Source organism: Kaistia hirudinis (assembly GCF_014196455.1).
GTDB classification, from domain to species: Bacteria; Pseudomonadota; Alphaproteobacteria; order Rhizobiales; family Kaistiaceae; genus Kaistia; species Kaistia hirudinis.
Window position 1 is genome coordinate 291,942 of sequence record NZ_JACIDS010000001.1, and the last position, 18,227, is coordinate 310,168.

Sequence of the window (18,227 nt, forward strand, 5' to 3'; positions counted from 1 at the left end):
GTGCAGCGATCGAAACGAGATGCAACATCTCATGATCGAATTCCGCCAAATCCGATATTTCCTTTCAGCGGCCGAACACGGGAGTTTTCGCAAGGCAGCTTTGGCCCTTGGTATCCAAGAGTCGGCGGTTAGTCGCCGAATCCGAGATCTCGAAGACCATCTTGGCGCTTCTCTCTTTCAACGGCACAGCGGCGGCGTCTTCTTGACATTGGCCGGACAGCAGTTCCTGCGCCGCGCGCGTAAGGCGCTTCGGCAAATTGGCCAAGGCGCCAAGGACGTCGCGGCGATCGGCCGTTCCGAAGACGGCTGCATCAAGGTGGGTATCTTCTCCTCGCTCGCCTCTGGCTTTCTCTCGGACCTGCTGCGGGCGTTCGACAAGGCTCATGCGCGCGTGCGGATCGAGTTTATCGACGGCGATCCGGCGGACCACGTGGCGGCAATCCGGCAGTTTCGGCTCGACGTGGCATTCATCACAGGAACGTCAGAGTGGTCTGACTGCGAGACCGACCAATTATGGTCGGAACGGGTATTTGTCGTCCTCCCATGCGATCATCCCCATTGCGGTAAGCGGGAACTCAACTGGCATGACTTGGCGGGCGAACGGTTCATTGTGAGCGATTCAGCGCCCGGACCCGAGATTCACGATTACCTTGTTCAACGCCTCGCGGATCTCGGCCATCACCCTGAAATACACGCACAGTGCGTTGGTAGGGACAATCTCCTGTCGCTTGTCGCGGTGGGTCGAGGCTTGACGCTTACCAGTGAGGCAACAACGGTCGCCCAAATCCCCGGTATCACCTACCGGCCTGTCGCGAACGAGCTTCTTCCATTTTGCGCGGTGTGGTCGCCGCGGAACGATAATCCCGCATGTCGGCGATTGCTCAGCCTCGCGCGGTCAATGGCTCGGATGAATTGTGGGGCGAGGTCAGCCCCCTTCCAGCTTTGAATTTCCTGCAGGACGCTTTGCCTTCGCAAAGCCTCGATCTGTCGCAATGAATCGCTCCAGCATGGGAACGATCAGGCGCACCGGATCGGTCGCGGGCTGTCCCGTCTCACGGCCGAGAATTTCCGCATAGGCGGTGAGATCGCGATGGAGGCCAGCAGGCAGTTCCACCGTGATCTTGACGGGCTTGTCGTCGACGATCGGCCCCAATTTCAACTTCGCCATGTCAGCCTCCGTAGGGTTCGAGAACGAGGTCGCGCGTGACGATGACGCGAACGGGGAATCCGGTGACGGTGAGAACGCGCAGATGTGCCTGCCCAAGGCGCGGCTCCAGACCGCCGGTGAGCGGCTGATCGGCGAGCAGCGCGTCGAGATACATCGGCGTTTCGGGAACGCGGACGCGATGCCGGTGCGTCGAAACGCATCCATGCAGGTAGGTCAGCGTTTCGCCGTCATTGAGCCAGCGGCATTCGGGCATGAAGGCTTCGATGAGGCGCAGAAGCCGGTCGGTGCGGTCGGTGAAGCCACCCAGAGCCTCGTGCGGATCGAGGCCCCTCTGTTCACGGCCCTCATAGAGCCAGCTTTCTGCACGGGCGGCATCCTCGGCCGGCGGCAGGTAGGTGAAGGTGAGGAAGTAGCTGGACTCGAAATGCGCTCCAGCTTCCTCGAAACCGGCCTTGCGCTCGGCGTCGACCAACGCCGATGCGGCATCCGGAAAATGGCTGTCGGGATAGTGGTTCGAGGGATGGCGCTGCGCTTCCACGAAAATCGCCCAGCCTGAGCCGAGACGACGGAAGGCGTTGTTGAGCCGGCCAGCGACCGCGACCAGCTCCGCCGCGACTGCGGAATCCAGGTCGGGACCGCGAAAGCGCGCCGAGCGCTGGAAGCTCCCGTCCTTGTTGAGCACGAGACCTGAGCCGACCAGCGCCACCCAGGGCAGAAAGTCGGCGAGCCGGCTGTTACGATCGCGATATTCGGCGAGGTTCATCATCGGCGCGTCCTCGTCAGACCGTGAGGTGCGCGGGAATGCGCAGGTGACGGCGGCCGACATCGACGAAGAGCGGATCGCGCTTGGCCGCCCACACCGCCGCGAAGTGGCCGATGGCCCAGATCGCAAGACCGACCAGCCAGAGCCGCAGGCCGAGGCCGACGGCGCCAGCGAGTGTTCCGTTCATGATCGCGATGGCGCGCGGTGCGCCGCCGAGCAGGATCGGCTCGGTCAGTGCCCGATGGACCGGCACGGTGAAGCCCGGCACGTCGTCGGCCGCGTCCGCCATCAGACCAGCGCCCCGCCGCCAAACGAGAAGAAGGAGAGGAAGAAGCTCGATGCGGCAAAGGCGATCGACAGACCAAACACGATCTGGATCAGCCGGCGGAAGCCGCCCGACGTGTCGCCGAAGGCCAGCGTCAGTCCGGTGGTGATAATGATGATGACGGCGACGATCTTGGCGACCGGACCTTCGATCGATTGAAGGATTTGCTGGAGCGGCTGCTCCCACGGCATTGATGAGCCGGAGGCATGGGCGGGCGCCGCCACGCTCACGGAGAGCATGGCGACGGACAGGGTCACGACGACGCGATGGCGCGCGCGGAGCAGACGTTGGATCACGGGGTTTCTCCTTCGGGGCTGGGGCTGAGAAAGGCCGCGCCGTCGTCCTCGGAAGCCCAGGCGCTGACGGCGGGCGTGACGCGGTAATCACCGTCCGGGCCGAGGCCTTCGACGCGCGTGAGCTCGGAGAGGCGACGGGCGGAGCCGCGGCCAGAAAGGACGGCCACGAGGTCGATCGTCTCGGCGATCAGGGCGCGCGGCCCGCTCGCCCGCGCCCTCGCGCACGGCTTCGAGGATACGGGCCTTGGTGACGCGGCCGAGATAGTTGCCGACCGTCGGCCTCCAGCCCGCCGCCACCATGTCGAGGCCGGTGGCTCGCGCCAGCCGGTCGGCCTGCGAGAGGCGCACGTCCAGCCCATGTTGGCTGACGCCCGATCCGCTGTAGGGATTGGGTCGCTCGAACAGGGCGTTCACGCCGTAGCTGACGCAATGGGCGAGCAGATCGAGGCGCGTGCCGGGGTCGAGCAGGGAGAGCCAGTCCCACAGGGCCTGGTCGTCGTCGGGAACGTGATCGCCCCAGCGCTCGTGTCGCTCGGCGACCTCGCGCGCGGGCGTGCTGTCCTTCAACTCCTCGGATTGTGCCGAGAAGAAGATATGATTGACGCGGGCCTCGAGGCAGCCGGCCGGTGCGGTGCGCCGGAAGGTGTCGCTGACCAGCTTGTGCAGCAGCATGGTCATGGCGACGTCGGGATGTTCCGCAACCGCGTTGCGCAGAGCGAGGGTGCGATGCGCGGTCAGCTCGATGACGAGGCGCTCGGGCAACGGCTTGATGCCGTCCTCCTCATCGTCCTCCGGCTCCGCGGGCTGGCCGCCGATGGTGATGACGGCGCGTTGAACGGCGGGCGCGGCCTGCTGGCCAGCTTCACCGTCAACCTCCTGCGCATCTTTGCCTTCGGTCTCGACGGGACGTTCATCCTCGGGACGGACATAGCCGCGATCCACCGACAGCGAGCCGTCGGCATCGAGGCTGATGAAGACGCCGGCGACGGCGATGTCGGCCGGATCGTAGATCGTCGGGCGCTGCTCGAAGGCGTCGAGGGCCTGTTCGATCTCGCCGAGACGTGCGTCGATCTCGTCCGGCAACTCGTCGGCTTCGGCATATTCGGCTTCGAGCCGGTCGTATTCGTCGCGCAGCGCTTCGCGGGTGGCGCTCTCCTCCTCGGTCAGGCCGACCGTGACGCCAGCCAGTTCGCGAAGCCCATGCTGGTGGCCGTAGGGAAAGCTCAAGGCGGCCTCGACCCATTTCCAGCCTCCGCTCGCGATCTCGTCGGCAACGATCTTCAGCTTCTCGGCCACCAGGCGGTCGAGCAGGGCCGGATCTTGCAGCCATCCGCCATCGTCCGACTGGAACAGGTCGCGCAGCACGATGCCGCCGGCCGCCTCATAAGCCTCGACGCCGATGAAGACGGCCCTTTTGTCGGAGGCGCGTACCGAGGTCTCGGTCAGCATCCGGCGGATCTGATAGGGCTCCTTCTGCCAGCTATCCTTGACTGCCTCCCAGACCTGTTCCTGACGGGCATGGTCCGAGCTGACGGTGAAGGCCATGAGCTGTTCGAGCGTCATGCCATCCTCGGCATAGATCTCGAGCAAAGTCGGCGAGACGGACGCGAGGCGCAGGCGCTGCTTCACGACATTGATGCCGACGAAGAAGGCGGCGGCGATGGCTTCCTCGGTCATGCCCTTGTCGCGCATGGCCTGGAAGGCGCGGAACTGGTCGAGCGGATGCAGCGGCGCGCGCTCCATGTTCTCGACCAGCGAGACCTCGTCGACCAGGATGTCGCTGTTGGCGTCGCCGACGACGCAGGGCACCGGCGCGGTCTTGGCCAGGCGCTTCTGCTTCGCGAGCAGTTCGAGGGCACGATAGCGGCGGCCACCGGCGGGCACCTCGAACATGCCGCTCTCGGCGCCATCGGCGTCGAGGACGGGACGGACATGGAGGCTCTGGATGAGACCGCGCCGGGCGATGGACTCGGCCAGCTCCTCGATCGAGACGCCGGCCTTGACGCGCCGAACATTGGACTGGCTCAGCACCAGCTTGTTGAAGGGGATGTCGCGCGCCGACGACAGGGTGATCTTCTGAATGGCAGTCGCCATGTTCGTTACTCCGCGACGGGCGGCCGGGAGCCTCTCTCTCGACCTCCAACCCGTCACGAAGCGAAGCGCCGCCCTCTCACTCTCGGAGGGCAGCGCCAGGCGGGCGGAAAGGCGTAAAGCCGGCAGCCCGCTTCTCCGCCTTTCCGGTTTTCAGGATCGTCACGCCGCCTGCCGCTGGTCGTCGGCCGCATCGACATCGGCGCCCGGCTGGAACCCCAGGAGCCAGTCGGCCGCCTTGCTGGCCTGGGAAGCGGCGCGGACGATGGCGCGATTGTCCTCGCGCAGCACCTCGAGCCAGGAGCCGATATAGTCGGCATGGCGGACGGTGGGCGTGATGCCGAGCGAGGCGCAGCAGAAAGCCGCGTTGATCTCGGCGACCAGCTCCTCGAAGGCGTATTTCTTCGAGCCGAAGGAACCCGAGAAATCGCGGTTCAGGCGCGAGGGGTGGCCCGTGGCGTGCCCGAGCTCGTGCAGGGCCGTGCGGTGCCAGTTGATCGGCTCGAAATACGCCTGCGGCGGCGGCACCTGCACATAGTCATGCGACGGGACATAGAAAGCGCGGTCGCCGCCGATGCGGAAGTCGATGCCGGTCGCCCGGATCAGGGCCTCGACCTGCGGTTTGATGAGTCCGGGCGGCGGCGGTGGAGCCACAATGGCGACATCCTCCGGTAGGCCGTCACATTGCGCCGCATTGAACACCGTGAACCGTTTGAGGAACGGGATCGCGGCGGCTTCCTCGCCGGTCTCGCGGGCGCGGCGCTTCTCGTCCTCTGGCGTGAAACGGTCGGCATAGACGACGGTGGTGCCGCGTTCGCCCCGTCGGACATTGCCACCGAGCGACAGGGCCTGGCGGAAGGTGAGCCAGCTCTGGCCGGGAAAGCCGTGCTGGATCACCGCGCCCCAGAGGATCAGCACATTGATCCCCGAATAATGCCGCCCGGTCGCGGCGTTCCTCGGCATGGCGAGGGGCGCCTTGGCCGTGGCCGTGCCCCAGGGCTGGACCCAGGGGAAGCGGCCTGCCTCCAGCTCGGCGATGATCTTGCTGGTAATGTCGTCGTATAGGCTCGCCCGGTCGGCGCCGGCACGCCCGTTGCGGTCATTCCTGAACATCGCGGTTCTCCGCGACGGGCGCCGGAGACCTCTTCTCCAGCCCTCAACCCGTCACGGAAAACCCGGTCCGCACTCTCACTCTACTGGGGGCGTTGCGGGGCTCTCCCCGCAGAAGGGGTCGGCCGAGACCCTGGCTCGGCCGCAGGGGAAGGCTTTCCCCGTATCCGCCTGTTCTCCTGGGCTTCCTTGAAAACTGTCAGAAACTCGCATATGTTTCCGACAGGAGAAAGACGATGACGCGGCTGACCGAACAGATTCTGTCACATGCGACGGGCCTGCCCGAAGGCGCTCCTGTGTCCGCCAAGAGCCTGCTGCACCTCGGAAATCGGGCGGCCGTGGATCAGGCGTTGTCGCGCCTGACGGAGCGTGGGCAGCTCATCCGCGCCGGTCGCGGCGTCTATCTGCGTCCTATTGCCAGCCGGTTCGGCACGCGCACGCCTTCGGTCGAGCAGGCCGTCGAAGCCCTTGCAACCCAAAGGGGAGAGATCATCGTCTCGAACGGCGCCGCCGCGGCGAACGCCCTTGGCTTGACGACGCAGGTGCCCGTCCGCTCGGTTTATCTGACCTCCGGGCGCAGCCGAAAGATGCACCTCGGCAAGCAGGTCGTGGAATTGCGGCACGCGCCGCGCTGGCAATTGGCCTTGGCCAACCGGCCGGCAGGAGAGGCCGTGCGGGCGCTGGCCTGGCTCGGCCCGGAGAAAGCAGAAACGGCGCTCAAGACGTTGAAGCGGAAGATGCCGCCCGGCGTGTTCGGCGAACTGGTCGCCGCCGCGCCGCAGCTTCCGACATGGCTCGCGCAGAGCGTCGGAAAGGCGGCGTATGGCTGACGTCTTTCTCCAGCTTTCGGCCGAGGACCGGCGCGACGCGCTGGGTGTCGCGGCCGATCGTTCGGGCCGTCCCACCCATCTGCTCGAAAAGGATGTGTGGGTGGTGTGGGCGCTGGCGACCCTCTACGCCGCGCCGCTCGGCGAACATTTGGTGTTCAAGGGCGGTACGTCGCTGTCGAAAGCCTATCAGGTCATTCGCCGGTTTTCGGAGGACGTGGATCTGACCTACGACATTCGGGCGATCGCGCCCGATCTTGTCGGGGACAATGGCGAGGGGCTACCGAAAACTCGAAGCGAGGAAAAACGCTGGTCCAGCGAGGTCCGTCGGCGGTTGCCGGCCTGGGTCGCGGAAACCGTGCAGCCCGTGATCGCGAACGCGCTGGCCGCCGAAGGTCTGGCGGCGGCCATCCGCGTCGAGGATGACAGGCTCTTCATCGACTATGAGGCGACCGCGGCCGGGTCAGGCTATGTCGCGCCCAGCGTCATGCTGGAGTTCGGCGCCCGCTCGACAGGCGAACCGGCGAGCCTGCGCGATGTCTCCTGCGACGCTGCCGGCCAGATCGACGGACTGGTATTCCCGACGGCGCGGCCGCGGGTCATGCACGCGGAGCGGACCTTCTGGGAGAAGGCGACCGCCATCCACGTCTTCTGCCTCCAGGAGCGACTACGCGGCGACCGCTTCGCGCGACACTGGCACGATGTCGTCCGGCTGGATGAAGCCGGCTTCGCGGAAGCTGCTTTCGCCGATCGCGAACTGGCCAACGCTGTCGCTCGGCACAAGTCGATGTTCTTCGCGGAGAAGGCCGCCGACCGCACGCCGATCGACTATGCAGCGGCCGTCAGCGGCGGCCTGCAGCTCGTGCCGGTCGGCTATGGCGCGAAGGCGCTGAAAGACGACTATGCCCGCATGGTCGAGGATGGGCTGCTCTTCGATGACGCAGAGCCGTTCGAGGCGCTCATGGCGCGATTTGCAGATATAGCCGCGCGAGCCAATCGCGTGGCCAGATGAGATTGGGGATGGGGGGATATGGGTGAGGGTGACGAAGGGCGAAAATTCCAGTTTCTGCGGAACGGCGACGCTGAACCTTCAGATCTTGATTGGAACAAGGGGGCCGAGAGCGCTCGTCAGGCCATTTCGGAGGCGATGAGCGCCAAGAACATCGCATTCCTGCTCGGCGCTGGATGCTCGTCTTTGATGAAGGACGACAAAGAGCTTGGCATTTCCACGATGGCGCCTTTGGCGGAGGAGTTTTGCGGGGAAACGCTCAATGCACGCGCAGCAGGATTCTATGACGATCCACCGGCAGTAGGCGGGGCGCCTGCGCCTTGGCGGCTGACCAAGGGCGAACTCGACTATCTCGATGCGCTCGGGATCGACTTAGCGAAGGATTACAGTCGTAACCTGGAACGCTTGATGGAGGTGTTGTTCGCGCAGCGGTTCGTGCTGCGCCATAGCGAGAACGCTGCTCTTCACCCCAATCGGGCGGTGCTCGATGGCATCATCAAAAAGGTCCAGGATTTCCTCTGGACCCGTGTCACCAAGGGGAGATTTGCCACGGATGGCGACACCACCGTGCGCGACCTCTACGAGCGGTTTTACAAGAAGCTGGTCTTGCGGGATCGGTCCTTGCCCCGGCCGTGGGTGTTCACGACCAACTACGATCATTTCAGCGAACTGGCGATGGACCGCCTCGGCATTCCATATGCCAACGGCTTTTCCGGCGTGGTGGAACGCCGCTTCAATCCGGCCAGTTTTCGCTATGCCTTAGCCGAGCAGCTCGACGTCGCCAGCCGCAAATGGACCGCGGTCGACGCCTTCGTCTATCTCTGCAAATTGCATGGTTCGGTCACTTGGACCGAGGACGATCATGGCCTCTTCCCGATCAGGGAAGTCTGGCCGCCAGCGTCCGCGAACCAGATGATGATCTATCCGACGCCAGCGAAGCAGAACTCTTCGCTCGGTTCGCCCTACGCGGATCTCTTCCGGGAATTTCAGTCGCGGATCGTGCGGGAGCAAAGCGTTCTCATCACGGCAGGCTACGCCTTCGGCGACGAGCACCTGAACAACATCATCTATCAGGCTCTGACGATCCCGACCTTCCGCCTGGTGATCTTTGCGGCGCCCGACACGGACGGAGAGATCGCCAAGCTGCGGGCGCTGCGCGATCCACGGATATGGATCATCGGTGGCGACGGCCCTGAAGCGGGGACGAGGGCGCACTACTTCAACATGGTCGTCGAGCATTTCATGCCGCAGCGCCCCAGTGACCGGATCGACGATGCCGTTCGCAAGGTGTTGTCCGATTTGGCGCCGAAGAAGGACGACGAAATGAAGGATGCCGAGGCATGAGCCACGACGATCGCAAACGCGCGATCGGCAAAGTGGTCTCGGTCGCGGCCGACCGCTTTGTCGTCGAGATGCACGCCGGCACCGACAATTTCACGGTCGTCGGTTTCGATGACGTTCACTATGTGGCGCGGCTGGGATCATTCCTGATGATCCCGTCGCAGTCGGAATATGTAGTGGTCGAGGTTGTCGGCCTGCGTGAACGCGATGCCAGCACCCCCTCAGACAGGGGCGATTTCGACCGGGCCGGCTCTTCCAAATATCTGGACGTGGTGCCTGTCGGCATGTTGCCGATGCGCGGCGGCGCGTTCCGCTTCGGCGTGTCGGTTTTCCCGTCCCTCTATGCGGACGCACTCTATGCCCTGGACGGCGAACTCGATCGCATCTTCGAGACCGAGGCGGCCGTCGAGCTGTCAGTCGGCCCGGACGGCGGTGTCTGTCAACCAGAAGGGGCCACGCGCTACCGGGTTCTGCCAATCGGCAAGTCTGTGGTGTTCGAGGACTATGAGGTCAAAGTCCGTCTGAACGAGTTCTTCGGTGGCCACGTTGCCGTCCTGGGTAACACCGGCAGCGGCAAGTCATGCACGGTCGCCTCGGTATTGCAGTCTCTTTTCGACAAGCCGGACGAACATCACGCCCGCGGAGCGACGTTCATCGTCTTCGACGTGAATGGCGAGTATCACGAGGCGCTTGCTCCTTTGGCAAAAGACGGCGGCATCGGCATCCATCGCGTAATCCTTGATGGGACGACCGCCGGCTTTCGGATGCCGCACTGGTTCCTGGAAATGGCAGAATGGGAACTGCTTTTGCAGGCGAGTGAGCGAACGCAACTGCCAGTCCTTCGGACGGCGTTAGGCCTGACAAGTCTCTTTCATGCCAACACGCCAGACGCTCTGGCGCTGCGCGAGCACTTTGTCGCCACTTGCATCATCGAGTGCTTTCGAGGTGCGGATGGCGACTCCCCAGTATCGAAATTTCAGCGCGTCGTTTCCCTTCTTCAGAAATATCCGACGACCGATCTGAATATGGCGTTGCTGAACCGCTTTAGTCCGAATTTTCAGTACGGAAATTTTTCCGGCAACAACCAAGCGGCATTTCTGGATGAAGTAAGGAAGAAGCTTCGGGAGGATGCACCCTTACCGGCCTACAATCGGACGCCGTTCTCTTTCGATGAGCTGCACGAATGTCTGGACTTCGCGATCCTTTATGAGGAGGCCCACGGCAACCGCCAAATCCGAGATTACTGCTCGTCCATGGTCACGCGGCTCAGATCTCTCCAGGAGAGGACCGAGTATGCCTTTCTACGTCACGAAGGAGCTGACGTTGGCGCGGCTGTAAGCGATCTGGAATTCTTGACCAACATCGTTGGTCTGGAAAGGGGTGTTGGCGAAGCGTTCACCAAACGCAATCAAGTCATTATCATTGATCTGAATTCCGTCGAAGATGAAATCGTTGAGCTGGTCAGTGCGGTCATCGCACGCATGCTTTTTCGGTTCCTTCGCCATGCGGAACCAAGAAACCGCTTCCCGATACACCTGCTCCTCGAAGAGGCTCATAGGTATGTTGCCTCTACACCCTCCCGGTTTTCCATCGACGCAACCAAGATATTCGAGCGCATCGCCAAGGAAGGGCGCAAGTACGGCATGTTCGTACTCCTGGCGTCCCAACGCCCGAGCGAGCTGTCCAAAACGGTTCTCAGCCAGTGCTCCAACTTCCTGGTTCACCGCATCCAGAATCCCGACGATCTCTCCCAAATTCGCCAGATGACGCCGTTCATTTCGGAGTCGGTCCTGAAGCGGTTGCCGTCATTGCCTCGGCAGCACGCGCTGGTGTTCGGAACCTCGGTCAATTTGCCCACGACCTTCAAGGTGCGGGAGGCATCGCCGCGGCCGCGCAGCGACGATACCGCCGTGGTTGATTTGTGGTTCCACGAAGAAGGTCGAGCCGCTGACATTCGCCTCGCCCCGGCCGATGCCGCTGCGGCTGGCGGGGAGCCGATGGCAGCAAACGAAGCGCCGGGCGATGACATCTTCTGACCATCTGGAGACCCTGGCGCAGACATTGGAAGCTACGGGAGATTACCGGGTCATCCGGCGTCTCAAGCCGCGCTCTCGCACCATTCCGCCTCCCGGCACGCCGTTGCGCCTTGGCCTGGTGGTCGATGTGGAGACCACGGGGCTCGATCCTCAGCGCGACGAGATCATCGAGCTGGCCATGACGCCATTCAACTACGGTTTGGATGGCATTATTTTCAGCGTGGGCGACAGCTTCCAAGGGCTGCGTCAGCCGAGTGAGCCGATCACGCCGGAAATCACCGCGATCACCGGCATCACGAATGAACTGGTGGCCGGCCAGGTCATCGATCCCGCCGAGGTCGCCAAATTCGCGGCGCCGGCCTCGCTTGTCATCGCGCACAACGCGGCGTTCGATCGCCGCTTCCTTGAACGCTTTTGCGATGTGTTCTCGACGAAGCCCTGGGCCTGCTCGTTCAGCCAGATCGACTGGGCAGCGGAAGGATTCGAGGGCGCGAAGCTCGCCTATCTCGCTCAGACCGCCGGCTTCTTCTATGACCGCCACCGCGCGATGCACGATTGTCTTGCGACGATCGAGCTGCTGGCGATGCGGTTGCCCCGATCCGGTGTTACGGGCCTTAGCCGCCTACTGGATGGCGCTCGTACTGTCGCCTGGCGCATCTGGGCGGAGAACTCGCCCTTCGACCTCAAGGATGTTCTCAAGGCGCGAGGATACCGCTGGAACGGCGATCCCGGCCCGCAGCCCCGCGCTTGGTATATCGACGTTCCCGAAGCCCAGCGCGAGGCCGAGCTGCGGTTCTTGAGAACGGAGATCTATCGGTATGAGGCCGACCCTCCCGTCCGGCGGATCGATGCCTATGATCGGTTTTCAGATCGCATCTAAGCGCTACCAAAGGTCGGGCTAACGCTTGCTCTGGTGGTATCCGTTGCCGCCCTCGACGTTTCCGACCGCCTTCAATAAATCTCCGATGGAGCGTCCGCCGATCCGGCAGGTGGCCACCACACGGTCGTAGGACTTATGGTTGGCGACGCACTCCGCGTTTCGGCCCATGGCAAGTCTTTCCAGCGCGGCCTTGGCAGCAGGGCCGGTGGGGGAGTGGAGTTCGGGCGCGTAGAAATCCTCCAGCCGGATCTCCACCCAGTTGGCTGGCCCTTGGCCCACGGCCAGGCACAGGGAGTCGCCGTCGCCGACATAGACCACAGGACCGGAGAAGTGTGCGCCCCGGTGGAGATAGGGCGGCATCGGGCCGCGGTCGGGAATGGCCTTGCAGGGATCGGCCTTGGCCGCGGTCGCCGTCGTCAGCGCAGCCAGCAACGCCAGGCCGATTACGATGCGCATAGTCGTTTCTCATTTCCACTTTATGGGGCGCCGGAGGCTCATGCCGCTGCTTTCAGGCGCTTCTTGGCGAGCATTGCGCGGACGAACTTGTCCCCTTTCGCCATAGGTATTTCCTCGTATCCTGCGTAAACGGCACTTTTCTTCATGTCTATAGAGGGGCGCGGTGAAGATATGGCATCCTCCTCGGACAATATTGACGCAAAGGACATCCGGAGCTTGGCGACGGACCTTCAGGCCTTGGCGGACTTCCTGCCCGTCTTTCGGCAGCCAGGGTTCCAGGCGGGGACATGGGCTGGCGGCGCAGAGACCGAACCGGGTGTTATCCAGATGCCGTATGTTTCCTACGATCCGGTCGTCGATTCCTTCCGCAAGGTCGCCTATGAGCATGGCTGGGTGAAGAAGGATTTTGCCTGGTCGGCATGGATGCAGTCCGACGAAGCAAGGTCCCTGCGGGCCGGGACCGCCATCCGCAGCGCTACGTCGGACCAACTCGGGCAGCTGCTGACGGTTTGCATCCGGCAGGACCGCTTCGTTGAAGGCGTCCTAATGGGTGCGTTTGAATCGGGGCTGATCCTGCGCATTGTCGAACGCGCCGCTGTACTTGCCGCGGCAGCCTGACGGCTTCCCAAAGTGACAATCGCTTGCCTTAGTGATAGCGTCACAGCGCAAAATCGGCGGAATGCACGGATCGAGTCGAATTGTTTCCTGCATCCCGTGCTTGACGATAGTCCCCGAAAGTTCGGTTTTTTGGGGTATCCCGAAAAAATCCAGCAATTTCAAAAGCCGGCCATTTTGGCGGAATGGCTGACGGTATATCGCGATCAAAAATATTTTTAACGGCGTGATTTCAAGGTGTTATGGCAGCCATTGATAATAGAGTGGGAATGACGGGAAGTACAATAACGTGGAATAGGGTATTGAAGAATACCAACTCCGAAATGCCTATGCGGTAGCAACCGATAGTTATCGGTCCGCCATGTCGGCACGGCTGCAGGTAAGCCGAAGTGGATGGTAAGCGGACGGTTTTCTCGCGCGCAGATAACAACCTTGGGCAGTATCGCACCCTCTGCCAGTCAAAGAGATCCGGGCGCCAGCGCTATTGGCTGTTCGCTACCAATAGGGAGCGTCAAATGCCGTCTTGATTTCCAGAGAGGGCTTCGAACGCATGCATCTGCAATTTCCAAAGCTCAAGGAGCCTTTACGTCCGGGCGAGGCTCCACTCAGCCCGGCAGGCCGAATTGCTGGCGCAGGATCTTGTCGAACATCCGCGCGGGCATGAGGCGACGTAACAGGCTGACCTGCTTCGCGACTTTGCCGACCGGATAGCGGAGCTGCTGGCGCTGTGCCGTGGCCGCCTGGAGCACAGCATCGGCCACCTCTTCCGGCGAAACCGCCGTCAGCAGGGCCTTCTTGTAGAAGTCATGCACCCAGGCACGGCCGGCATCGTAGTCCGCCATCTTCGTGTCGGGCTCCAGCGCGCTCTGGTCGAAGTTGCCTTTCAACGTGCCGGGTTCGATCAATGACACGCGGACATTGAAAGCGCGGACTTCGTGATCGAGCGACTCCGAGTAGCCTTCGAGGGCGAACTTGCTCCCGGCGTAATGTGCCGAATACGGCGCCGGCAAGAAGCCTAGCGCGCTGCTCAGGTTGATAATCCGTCCCTGCCTACGCGCCCGCATCGACGGCAACACGGCGTTGACGACCCGGACGACACCGAACAGATTGACGTCGAACAGGCGCTGCACCTGCGCGGCCGAGGACTCCTCGGCGCCGCCGAACATGCCCAGACCGGCATTGTTGACGAGAACATCGATGCGCCCCGTGCGTTCGAGGACGGTCGAGACGAGGGACGCCACCGAGGCTTCGTCCGTAACGTCGCACGCCAGCATCGAAACCTGACCCAGGCGGTCCGCGTTCGGCTTGCGGCTGGTGCCAAAGACGGTGAAGCCGGCGCGCACCAACCCCTCGGCGCTTGCTCGACCGATCCCGGACGATGCGCCCGTCACGAGGGCGGTTTTCTGGGAATTTGAGGGCATGCCTGCCGATCCTTTCGATGAAGAAGCGTATTCACGATCGCATCATTCGATATGGGCGGCAGACACGCGCCGCGGCGCCAATTGGAGCCCGGGCGAAAGCCGCGCCGCCGTCATTTCAGCGTTACGACGACTTTCCCTTTCGACCGTCCGGTGTCGATGTAGGTCAGCGCCTCATTGGTCGCTTCGAACGGGAAGACCCGGTCCATGATCGGACGGATGATCCCGGCCTCGATCAGCGATGTAATCTCGCCCAACTGCCTACCGTCCGCCCGCATGAACAGGAAGGAATAGCCGACGTTCCGGGCCTTGGCCTTCCTTCGGATGCCAGAGCTGAGAAGACGCATGACCTGACGCAGGAACCAGATCAGTCCCTGTTGCCGGGCGAACTGCGGGTCCGGCGGGCCGGAGATGGAGATCAGTTTGCCACCCGGCTTCAGAACGCTCAGGGACTTTTGGAGCGTGTCGCCGTCCAGGCTGTTGAGGACGACATCATAGCCAGACAGGACCTTGTCGAACCCCTGCTTCTTGTAGTCGATGACGACATCGGCGCCGAGGCTTTTGACGAGCTCGACATTGGCTGTACTTGTCGTGGTGGCGACAGTCGCTCCGAGATGCTTGGCCAATTGAATGGCGAATGTCCCGACTCCGCCCGAGCCGGCGTGGATGAGGACCTTCTGCCCTTTGCGCAGGCCCGCTCGCTCTACCAATGCCTGCCAGGCCGTCAAACCCACCAGGGGAACGGCGGCGGCCTCCGCCATGGTCAGATTTTTCGGCTTCAGTGCAAGGTCGGCCTCATTCACCGAGATCGCTTCCGCGAAGGTCCCGACGTGGCCATCGCGCGGACGGGCGTAGACCTCGTCACCCGGCTTGAAGCGGCGGACCTTCGATCCCACCCTGACCACGATTCCCGCCATGTCGTGTCCAAGGATGAACGGCGGGCGATACGGAAGGAGAGGTTTGAAAGCTCCGTCTCGGATCTTGGAATCCAGAGGATTGAGCCCGGCGGCACGGATCTCGACCAGGACATCGTCATCCCGCAATACCGGTTCCGGCATGTCGCCGAAGCGAAGGGTGCCACCTTTTTTGTACTTGTCGAGGATGAAGGCCTTCATGATCATTCACTCTCCAGGTAACTGCTGACGCCCACCTCCGATGGGAGATTGGCCGCGAGACTGTGCTCAGACTGCCGTCCGATAGCGCGCTGCTGCGTGCTCCTGGCCCGTGTTCGGCAGCATGGCCTGACGTGCTGCCTGAAAGGCGTTCCACTGCTCCACATCGGGCAGCGGCGGGATCGTGACCGGCTCGCGACGGTCGAAGCCAGCCAGCGCCGCATCGACGAGTTCATCGACCTCCATCACACCGGTCATGGTGTTGACGTCGGCGCCCGCGTGCTCCCAGATCTCGGTGCGCGTGGCGGCGGGAAGCACCGCCTGGACGTAGACGCCCTTCGGGCCGAGTTCGACGCTGAGCCCCTGCGACAGGAACAGCGCGAACGCCTTGGTCGCGCCATAGACGGTCATGGCGAATTCAGGTGCCAGTCCAACCACGGAGCCGATGTTGATGATCGCCCCTTCGCCAGCCTGCACGAAGCGAGGCGCAACGGCACTGGCGAGCCGCAGCATGGCGGTGGTGTTGAGGGCGACAAGCCGGGCGACATCGTCCGTGGATTGCTCGATGAAACTGCCGCCAAGGGCCGTTCCGGCATTGTTGATGAGGATGCCGATGCGCGTATCGTCGCGCAGCCGCGTCTCCACCACAGCGAGATCGGCGGCCTCCGTCAGATCGGCCTGGATGATGTCGACCGCCACGCCGCTCTCCTGACGCAGGCGCGTGGCAAGTGCCTCCATGCGCCTCCGGTCTCGCGCAACCAGCACGAGGTCGTGGCCGCGCCGTGCGAAGCGATCTGCATATGTGGCGCCGATGCCGGTGGAGGCTCCGGTGATAAGGACTGAGGGATTGGCGGCCATGGGATTGCTCTCGGCTCTGTTGAAACCTATATTCATGATCGTCATCATGATTGCGTAAATATGATGGCTATCATGATTGTGTCAATGGGGCCGGTGGAGAAATTCGAGATGAAGGTCAGCCGCGAGCAGATGGCGGAGAATCGGCGGCGTATACTGGACGTCGCCAGCAGGCTGTTCCGCGAGAAGGGGTTCGACGCCGTCAGCGTGGCCGAAGTGATGAAGGCTGCCGGCCTCACGCACGGCGGCTTCTACGGACATTTCAGTTCGAAGGATGACCTCGTCGCCGAGACCATTAGCTATGTTCTGTCCCGCGATGGAGATGGAGGCGTCGATCTTCGTGCGTACATGGATGAATATCTTGCGCCTCGACATCGGGACAATGCTGCCGCCGGCTGCCCCACGGCAGGCCTCGCTGCCGATATCCGTCATCAAACACCGGCTGCCCGAGCAGCCATGACGGCTGGGCTGCGGTCGCAAATCGAGCGTTTGGCGAAAGCTCTGCCAAATATCGATGCGGCGGACAGGCGTAGCGCGGCAATCGGAACCTGGGCTGCGATGGTAGGGGCGGTGATCCTTGCGCGCGCGGTCGACGACACCGAGCTCTCGGATGAGGTTCTGGAACAGACGCGCGTCTGGATCGAAGCTGCAATAGGCTCAGCGTCTGCCCGATAAGTGCCGATGCGCCCCGCGGAGCGATCCGGCCCTTGCACGGGTCTCAGGCGTCTTGGCGACCGCCATGATCTTGCCGGCGCTGACAGTACTTTTGGCCGTGATTTCGGTTCGGGCGACACGGCCGCCGGATTGTTCTCCGAATTTGCGTCGTTTCGATCTTTGCCATGCTCAATTTCCTGGGCTGCTGAGGTGATTGAGGACGATGGATGATGAAACGAGTAGGCAGTCCGGATTGAGGGGAGGCATTTTCGGCCGTGGTGTACACATCGGCGAGTCGGGCCTTATCGATGTAGGTCTCGCCATTGACCGCAGTCGCTCCAAAGCGGCCATTACAGGGTGACAGCGCCGGCCGAAAGATCAGCCGGCACTGCAGTCATTCTTTCCGTCAGCCGTCGGTCGATAGGGTGACTGCCTTCCAATCCTCAATCTCATCTTGCAGGCGCTCAATCCTGGCCGACACAAACTTCAGAGCGTCGCTTCCAAGCAGAAGCTGCGGCGGTGGATTGTCCGAAGCGATCAGTGCCAGGACGGCCGCTGCCAACCTGGCGGGGTCCCCGAGTTGATGGCCGCTCTTTTCCTGACGCGCCTGACGAATGGGATCGAACAGATGATCGTAGTCGGCAATCGACCTGTCGGTTCGAACCATCGAACGTCCCGCCCAGTCCGTCCGGAAAGACCCGGGGCAGAGCGCTGTCACGTGAACTCCGAAAGGAGCCATCTCCGAACGCATGACTTCGGATATGCCCTGAAGCGCGAATTTGCTGCCGCAGTAATAGGCGATCCCGGGCAAGGTGATCATTCCGCCCATGGACGTCACGTTGACGATGAAGCCACTACGCCGTGAGCGAAAACGGGGTAGGAACGCCTTGGCGACTGAAACGGCACCGAAGACATTGACGTCGAACTGCCGTCGCATTTCTTCGAGAGGCGACTCTTCAAGCACGCCCTCATGGCCGTATCCGGCGTTGTTGATGAGAACATCGACCGGGCCGTGTTCGTCTTCGACTTGTTCGGCGATACCCGCGATTCGATCGAAATCGGTGACGTCATGAAGCACCGCATGGGCGCTCGGCAGAAGCTCCTTGAGCCGTACTCTGGACGCTTCCGAGCGGACTGTGCCAATCACCGTATGCCCAGCGGCAACCGCAGCCTTCCCGATCGCGAGACCAAAGCCGGAATTCGCGCCGGTTATAAAGAGGGTTTTCTTGGTCATATCTGCTACCTCGTATTGCTGACCATCGATTTGACCG

18 protein-coding genes and 1 pseudogene are annotated in these 18,227 nt (G+C 62.7%); 8 read left to right on the top strand and 11 right to left on the bottom strand.

What is annotated here, in order from left to right:
* Positions 1–31: 31 nt before the first annotated feature.
* Entirely contained in the window at positions 32–946 is a 915-nt protein-coding gene (locus GGR25_RS01360; protein WP_183396936.1) for a LysR family transcriptional regulator, read from the top strand.
* Here the strand turns inward: GGR25_RS01360 and GGR25_RS01365 are convergent.
* The 6 genes and pseudogenes from GGR25_RS01365 to GGR25_RS01390 all read right to left on the bottom strand — a co-directional run bounded on the left by GGR25_RS01365 (position 926) and on the right by GGR25_RS01390 (position 5,756).
* Entirely contained in the window at positions 926–1,168 is a 243-nt protein-coding gene (locus GGR25_RS01365) for a DUF2274 domain-containing protein (RefSeq protein ID WP_183396937.1), read from the bottom strand. The genes GGR25_RS01360 and GGR25_RS01365 overlap by 21 nt on opposite strands.
* Positions 1,169–1,220: 52 nt before the next feature.
* A pseudogene (locus tag GGR25_RS01370) lies at positions 1,221–1,934 on the bottom strand (conjugal transfer protein TrbE); the annotation flags it as partial.
* 13 nt (positions 1,935–1,947) lie between these two features.
* The gene (locus GGR25_RS01375; RefSeq protein WP_065846562.1) at positions 1,948–2,220 is read right to left on the bottom strand and encodes a VirB3 family type IV secretion system protein; all 273 of its coding nucleotides are present in this window, start codon (positions 2,218–2,220) and stop codon (positions 1,948–1,950) included.
* Entirely contained in the window at positions 2,220–2,552 is a 333-nt protein-coding gene (locus GGR25_RS01380) for a TrbC/VirB2 family type IV secretion system protein (RefSeq protein WP_066684861.1), read from the bottom strand. The genes GGR25_RS01375 and GGR25_RS01380 overlap by 1 nt, the downstream gene beginning before the upstream one ends.
* A gap of 87 nt (positions 2,553–2,639) precedes the next feature.
* On the bottom strand, positions 2,640–4,646 hold the full coding sequence (locus GGR25_RS01385) for a ParB/RepB/Spo0J family partition protein (RefSeq protein WP_246409138.1): 2,007 nt from the start codon (positions 4,644–4,646) through the stop codon (positions 2,640–2,642).
* 159 nt (positions 4,647–4,805) lie between these two features.
* A complete protein-coding gene (locus tag GGR25_RS01390; RefSeq protein ID WP_183396938.1) occupies positions 4,806–5,756 on the bottom strand; it encodes an ArdC family protein in 951 nt (316 codons plus the stop codon).
* A 233-nt stretch (positions 5,757–5,989) separates the two neighbouring features.
* Here GGR25_RS01390 and GGR25_RS01395 point away from each other — a divergent pair, with 233 nt between their 5' ends.
* Genes GGR25_RS01395 through GGR25_RS01415 form a run of 5 tightly spaced genes read left to right on the top strand, consistent with a single transcriptional unit; the run spans position 5,990 to position 11,846 of the window.
* Complete coding sequence (locus GGR25_RS01395; protein WP_183396939.1) at positions 5,990–6,583, top strand: DUF6088 family protein; 594 nt, start codon at positions 5,990–5,992, stop codon at positions 6,581–6,583.
* Complete coding sequence (locus tag GGR25_RS01400; RefSeq protein WP_183396940.1) at positions 6,576–7,592, top strand: nucleotidyl transferase AbiEii/AbiGii toxin family protein; 1,017 nt, start codon at positions 6,576–6,578, stop codon at positions 7,590–7,592. The genes GGR25_RS01395 and GGR25_RS01400 overlap by 8 nt, the downstream gene beginning before the upstream one ends.
* Before the next feature lie 18 nt (positions 7,593–7,610).
* Complete coding sequence (locus tag GGR25_RS01405; protein ID WP_183396941.1) at positions 7,611–8,933, top strand: SIR2 family protein; 1,323 nt, start codon at positions 7,611–7,613, stop codon at positions 8,931–8,933.
* Entirely contained in the window at positions 8,930–10,966 is a 2,037-nt protein-coding gene (locus GGR25_RS01410) for an ATP-binding protein (protein ID WP_183396942.1), read from the top strand. The genes GGR25_RS01405 and GGR25_RS01410 overlap by 4 nt, the downstream gene beginning before the upstream one ends.
* On the top strand, positions 10,953–11,846 hold the full coding sequence (locus GGR25_RS01415) for a 3'-5' exonuclease (RefSeq protein ID WP_183396943.1): 894 nt from the start codon (positions 10,953–10,955) through the stop codon (positions 11,844–11,846). Before GGR25_RS01410 ends, GGR25_RS01415 begins: the two co-directional genes overlap by 14 nt.
* Positions 11,847–11,864: 18 nt before the next feature.
* On the opposite strand, the gene GGR25_RS01420 is transcribed toward GGR25_RS01415, so the two are convergent.
* Positions 11,865–12,302: a thermonuclease family protein gene (locus tag GGR25_RS01420; RefSeq protein ID WP_183396944.1), complete on the bottom strand. Its 438-nt coding sequence runs from the start codon at positions 12,300–12,302 to the stop codon at positions 11,865–11,867.
* Between the two features lie 216 nt (positions 12,303–12,518).
* Here GGR25_RS01420 and GGR25_RS01425 point away from each other — a divergent pair, with 216 nt between their 5' ends.
* The gene (locus GGR25_RS01425; protein ID WP_246409140.1) at positions 12,519–12,920 is read left to right on the top strand and encodes a DUF6508 domain-containing protein; all 402 of its coding nucleotides are present in this window, start codon (positions 12,519–12,521) and stop codon (positions 12,918–12,920) included.
* Between the two features lie 602 nt (positions 12,921–13,522).
* Here the strand turns inward: GGR25_RS01425 and GGR25_RS01430 are convergent.
* The 3 genes from GGR25_RS01430 to GGR25_RS01440 all read right to left on the bottom strand — a co-directional run bounded on the left by GGR25_RS01430 (position 13,523) and on the right by GGR25_RS01440 (position 16,305).
* Positions 13,523–14,338: an oxidoreductase gene (locus GGR25_RS01430; protein WP_183396946.1), complete on the bottom strand. Its 816-nt coding sequence runs from the start codon at positions 14,336–14,338 to the stop codon at positions 13,523–13,525.
* A 110-nt stretch (positions 14,339–14,448) separates the two neighbouring features.
* Positions 14,449–15,450 carry an NADP-dependent oxidoreductase gene (locus tag GGR25_RS01435; protein ID WP_183397616.1) on the bottom strand — a complete coding sequence of 334 codons (1,002 nt, stop codon included), beginning with the start codon at positions 15,448–15,450 and terminating at the stop codon, positions 14,449–14,451.
* A gap of 66 nt (positions 15,451–15,516) precedes the next feature.
* Positions 15,517–16,305, bottom strand: coding sequence for an SDR family NAD(P)-dependent oxidoreductase (locus GGR25_RS01440; RefSeq protein ID WP_183396947.1), 789 nt, complete (start codon positions 16,303–16,305; stop codon positions 15,517–15,519).
* A 108-nt stretch (positions 16,306–16,413) separates the two neighbouring features.
* Here GGR25_RS01440 and GGR25_RS01445 point away from each other — a divergent pair, with 108 nt between their 5' ends.
* Complete coding sequence (locus GGR25_RS01445) at positions 16,414–16,977, top strand: TetR/AcrR family transcriptional regulator (RefSeq protein ID WP_183397617.1); 564 nt, start codon at positions 16,414–16,416, stop codon at positions 16,975–16,977.
* A gap of 385 nt (positions 16,978–17,362) precedes the next feature.
* On the opposite strand, the gene GGR25_RS01450 is transcribed toward GGR25_RS01445, so the two are convergent.
* Complete coding sequence (locus GGR25_RS01450; RefSeq protein WP_183397618.1) at positions 17,363–18,190, bottom strand: oxidoreductase; 828 nt, start codon at positions 18,188–18,190, stop codon at positions 17,363–17,365.
* Between the last annotated feature and the right edge of the window lie 37 nt (positions 18,191–18,227).

Coding starts and splice junctions, on each gene's coding strand:
- GGR25_RS01360 (WP_183396936.1), top strand. CDS start 32: ATGATCGAATTCCGCCAAATCCGATATTTCCTTTCAGCGGCCGAACAC.
- GGR25_RS01365 (WP_183396937.1), bottom strand. CDS start 1,168: ATGGCGAAGTTGAAATTGGGGCCGATCGTCGACGACAAGCCCGTCAAG.
- GGR25_RS01375 (WP_065846562.1), bottom strand. CDS start 2,220: ATGGCGGACGCGGCCGACGACGTGCCGGGCTTCACCGTGCCGGTCCAT.
- GGR25_RS01385 (WP_246409138.1), bottom strand. CDS start 4,646: ATGGCGACTGCCATTCAGAAGATCACCCTGTCGTCGGCGCGCGACATC.
- GGR25_RS01390 (WP_183396938.1), bottom strand. CDS start 5,756: ATGTTCAGGAATGACCGCAACGGGCGTGCCGGCGCCGACCGGGCGAGC.
- GGR25_RS01395 (WP_183396939.1), top strand. CDS start 5,990: ATGACGCGGCTGACCGAACAGATTCTGTCACATGCGACGGGCCTGCCC.
- GGR25_RS01400 (WP_183396940.1), top strand. CDS start 6,576: ATGGCTGACGTCTTTCTCCAGCTTTCGGCCGAGGACCGGCGCGACGCG.
- GGR25_RS01405 (WP_183396941.1), top strand. CDS start 7,611: ATGGGTGAGGGTGACGAAGGGCGAAAATTCCAGTTTCTGCGGAACGGC.
- GGR25_RS01410 (WP_183396942.1), top strand. CDS start 8,930: ATGAGCCACGACGATCGCAAACGCGCGATCGGCAAAGTGGTCTCGGTC.
- GGR25_RS01415 (WP_183396943.1), top strand. CDS start 10,953: ATGACATCTTCTGACCATCTGGAGACCCTGGCGCAGACATTGGAAGCT.
- GGR25_RS01420 (WP_183396944.1), bottom strand. CDS start 12,302: ATGCGCATCGTAATCGGCCTGGCGTTGCTGGCTGCGCTGACGACGGCG.
- GGR25_RS01430 (WP_183396946.1), bottom strand. CDS start 14,338: ATGCCCTCAAATTCCCAGAAAACCGCCCTCGTGACGGGCGCATCGTCC.
- GGR25_RS01435 (WP_183397616.1), bottom strand. CDS start 15,450: ATGAAGGCCTTCATCCTCGACAAGTACAAAAAAGGTGGCACCCTTCGC.
- GGR25_RS01440 (WP_183396947.1), bottom strand. CDS start 16,305: ATGGCCGCCAATCCCTCAGTCCTTATCACCGGAGCCTCCACCGGCATC.
- GGR25_RS01445 (WP_183397617.1), top strand. CDS start 16,414: ATGAAGGTCAGCCGCGAGCAGATGGCGGAGAATCGGCGGCGTATACTG.
- GGR25_RS01450 (WP_183397618.1), bottom strand. CDS start 18,190: ATGACCAAGAAAACCCTCTTTATAACCGGCGCGAATTCCGGCTTTGGT.